General features: G+C 60.8%; 2 protein-coding genes, 4 pseudogenes and 1 other annotated feature. Of the genes and pseudogenes, 4 read left to right on the forward strand and 2 right to left on the reverse strand.

From position 1 onward, the window contains the following. The 4 genes and pseudogenes from C9E82_RS23585 to C9E82_RS23605 form a co-directional block, all read left to right on the forward strand. A pseudogene (locus tag C9E82_RS23585) lies at positions 1 to 161 on the forward strand (NAD-binding protein); the annotation flags it as partial. Further along, positions 154 to 375 (forward strand): annotated as a pseudogene (locus tag C9E82_RS23590) (enoyl-CoA hydratase-related protein); the annotation flags it as partial. The pseudogenes C9E82_RS23585 and C9E82_RS23590, both read left to right, overlap by 8 nt. 75 nt (positions 376 to 450) lie before the next feature. After that, a pseudogene (locus tag C9E82_RS23595) lies at positions 451 to 1,759 on the forward strand (IS3 family transposase). After that, positions 775 to 891: a sequence feature (AL1L pseudoknot), on the forward strand. It overlaps the preceding pseudogene by 117 nt. 347 nt (positions 1,760 to 2,106) lie before the next feature. Further along, complete coding sequence (locus C9E82_RS23605; RefSeq protein ID WP_338068122.1) at positions 2,107 to 2,595, forward strand: AraC family ligand binding domain-containing protein; 489 nt, start codon at positions 2,107 to 2,109, stop codon at positions 2,593 to 2,595. Here C9E82_RS23605 and C9E82_RS25495 read toward each other — a convergent pair. Next, positions 2,581 to 2,796 (reverse strand): helix-turn-helix domain-containing protein, encoded by a 216-nt coding sequence (locus C9E82_RS25495; RefSeq protein ID WP_119899379.1) that lies wholly within the window; start codon positions 2,794 to 2,796, stop codon positions 2,581 to 2,583. The two genes, C9E82_RS23605 and C9E82_RS25495, sit on opposite strands and share 15 nt — an antisense overlap. Before the next feature lie 478 nt (positions 2,797 to 3,274). Further along, positions 3,275 to 3,471: pseudogene (locus tag C9E82_RS23620) on the reverse strand (transposase); the annotation flags it as partial.

A 3,471-nucleotide genomic window follows, 5' to 3' on the forward strand; every position in this document is an offset into this window, starting at 1 on the left:
ACCTGTCGCAAGAGGCCGCCGCCTCGGCCGGGGCGCAGACGCCGATGGGGGCGCTGGCCCGGCAGCTATATGATCGATTTGTCGAAGAGGAAGGCGGCAAGGGCCGCGATTTTTCGGCAATGTTGCCGTGGTTCGAAAAAAGGAGGAAAGCCCATGCCTGACCTGGTCGAGGTTGCCCGCGACGGGAACGTGGCGCTGATCCGCCTGAACCGCCCCAAGCAACTCAACGCGCTGAACAGCGCCCTTGCGCAAGAACTGATCGCGGCGGCCGAGGAACTGGACCGCGACCGCGATATCGGCTGCCTTGTGGACACGGGGTCCGAACGGGCTTTTGCCGCCGGGGCCGATATCGCCGAGATGGTCGACAAATCCGCGGCTGAAATGAGCGAACTCGACTATTTGAACCGCCCCGGGTTTACCGGAGAGTTGAACACTCAAAGGATGAGCCCTATGACGAAGCAAAGATTTACCCCCGCCTATCCAGCCGAGCTGCGCGAACGCGGTGTTCAGCTTTTCAGAGAGAACCGGGCCGATTACGCCAGCGACAGTGCGGCCTACAAGGCGATCGCGCCGAAGCTTGGCTGCTCCCCCACAGTCTCCGTGTCTGGTGCCAGCAGGCCGAGCGTGACCGCGGAGAGCGCGGCGGGCTGACGAGCGCGGAGAAGGACCGGAGTGAGCCATTGAAGGCGCCACTGGTTCAAGCCCAATGGCGAACGAACTGGAACGCGAGGTGCGGGAGCTTCGCACCGCCAATGAGATCCTGAAGAAGGCCAGCGCATATTTCGCTGCGGCGGAGCTCGACCGCCCATTCCGCAAATGATCGCGTTTCTCGACGATCACCGTGGCGTCTTTGGTGTCGGGCCGATCTGCCGGGTTCTGGGGATCGCACCATCGACGTTCTACAGCTTCAAGGCTGTGGAGCGTGATCCCGCCCTGGCATCGGATCGGGCCAGGCAGGATCGGGAGGACATGACCGCGATCAAGCAGGTCTTCGATGGTAGCAGAGGCCGATATGGCGCGCGCAAGGTCTGGCACCAGTTGCGCCGCGAAGGGCGCGACATTGCCCGTTGCACGGTGGAGCGGCTGATGAAGGTCATGGGGTTGCGAGGCGTTATGCGCGGCAAGAAGGTGCTCACGACCAACCCAGATGCAGCCCAACCTTGCCCGGATGACAAGGTGAACCGGATCTTCGTTGCGCAGATGCCGAACCAGCTCTGGGTTTCGGATTTCACCTATGTCTCCAGCTGGCAGGGCATGGTGTATGTGGCCTTCGTCATCGACGTCTTCGCCCGGAAGATCGTCGGTTGGCGCGTCTCAACATCGATGACGACCGTTCGCGATCGCACTCGGACCAATGGCGTGCTGATCGCTCACCGTCCTTGATACCCTGAACCAGGCCATCTGCCAAAGGGCGCCGTCCGAGGCTGACAGACTGATCCACTACAGCGACCGCGGCAGCCAGTATTTGTCGATCCGATACACCGAGCGGCTCGCAGAGGCTGGAATCGACACCTCGGTCGGTAGCGTCGGGGATTCCTATGACAATGCCCTGGCCGAAAGCATCATCGGCTTGTTCAAGACCGAGGTCATCAAGTTCTTCGGGCCATGGAGGTCCGTCGGTCAGTTCGAATGGAAAACCCTGAAATGGGTCGACTGGTATAGCAGCGCCCGTCTGCACAGCTCCATCGGTTACGTCACGCCGAACGAAGCAGAGAAGGCTTTCCACGAAACCTTGAATGCTGCCGAAAAAGCAGCCTAATCAGTGAACCACAAACTCTCCGGTAAACCCGGAGCGGTTCAGTCCTCCGCGGAGAAGTGGCGCCGCGTCTTGCGGCGGATATCTTTCACCACCTGTTTTGCGGATTTGGGTCTCATCTGCGTTCCTTCGTCACTCCGACGAGACCCAAATCCTCCTTAAATCACAACCTCAAATCTGTGCCAGGGGTGCTGACGGCCGATAAGTGATGCCGCGCAGATTCCCGTCTTCAATCTCTTTGGCGAAACTGACCTGTTTCCCGACGTGATCCATTGCGAACGCATCTGGGACCGGGCGCGGTTGCATGACTGGGTGATCACGCCGCACCGGCACCGCGAGATGGCGCAGATATTCCAGATGCGCGCGGCCAGGCGCGGGTGCGGCTGGACAATGAAGAAACCCTGCTGGCGGATGGCGATTTCCTTTTCATCCCGGCGCAGGTCGTGCACGGGTTTTCATTTCGCACGGGCAGCGAGGGGATGGTGCTCTCCTTTCCGCTGGCGGTTCTGCGCCAGATGCGTCCGGCCTCGGCCGTGCTGTCACAGCTGCTGTCGCGGCCCATCTCAGGGCGGGTAGACGCGAACATGGCCAGGCTGATCGATCGTATCGCCGAAGGGTTTGCGGGCAATGGCGCGTTTCGCGCCAACCTGCTGGTGGCTCTGTCGCAGGCGCTGCTGGCCTCGGTCTGCGCGGCGGGGCAGGGGGCGTCGCCCGAAGCCCCGGCCCGGCACCGGATGCAGGAGTTCGACGCGCTGATCCTGCGGCGTCTGGGTGATGGTTGTGCCGCTAACTGGCAGACTTTTGCGCCGCCGCGTGGCCGGGTTTTACTCCGCCGTTGACACCCGGCTATGGTCGAGTGGAACTACGCCGTCCCGCATCCGGGCGAACAATGGAGTGCCGAGTTGATGTTCCAATTGCAGAACGTTCTTGCTTACCGCGCCCTGTGTCATGTGAAGCGCGCGGGCTGCCTCGGTCAGGTTTTCCAGCCTGGATACGAGCAGTGCGACCCTAAGATTTGACAGTTTGATATCGTATGCCATAAGGTCCGCCCCTTACCTGTTCAGTCGGCGTCTGCCAGATTTTCCCCTGAGCCTGCACTGGGTACGACGCCGCTGCCAGCCTGAAATCAAGGCGGCGCAAGATAAAGGCTTTGCGCCCTGGCCGCACATTTTTTCTGTTCATGTGTTCGCCACCGGCTTTGATGATGGGTTGGGTAGCCCGTCCTGACGGCACTCATGTGCCACAGTGATCCGGACAGGATGAGGAGGAACTGGCTATGAAGGAAGTCTTGATCATCGGCGTGGACCTGGCGAAATAGGTCTTTCAACTGCACGGGGGGACAGCGGAAGGCGAGATCGTGTTTCGCAAGAAGCTCTCGCGCAAGCAGGTGGCCTGCTGCCGGTTTCGTGGACACGAAGATAAGATCGTGACCATGGAACGGGAGAGTAGATATGACAAGACGGAAGTTCAGCCGGTAGTTCAAGATCGAGGCTGTCAGGCTGGTGACGAACCGGGCCTGGGTATCATCGGCAGGGCGTTGCGGTTCTCGATGTCTTCTCGAATTTTATCAAAGCCATAGTCCCTGTCGGCGACCAGAACGGCGGGCTGCGGCAGGTTGTCGGCCATCACCAGGTCATAGCCGGTGCAATCGGAATCCTGCCCCGGCGTGATCTCGGTTCTCATCGGGAGGCCAGCGCCGTTGACGCGGAGATGGA

The sequence above is a fragment of the Paracoccus sigandri genome (assembly GCF_003709565.1).
GTDB lineage: Bacteria > Pseudomonadota > Alphaproteobacteria > Rhodobacterales > Rhodobacteraceae > Paracoccus > Paracoccus siganidrum.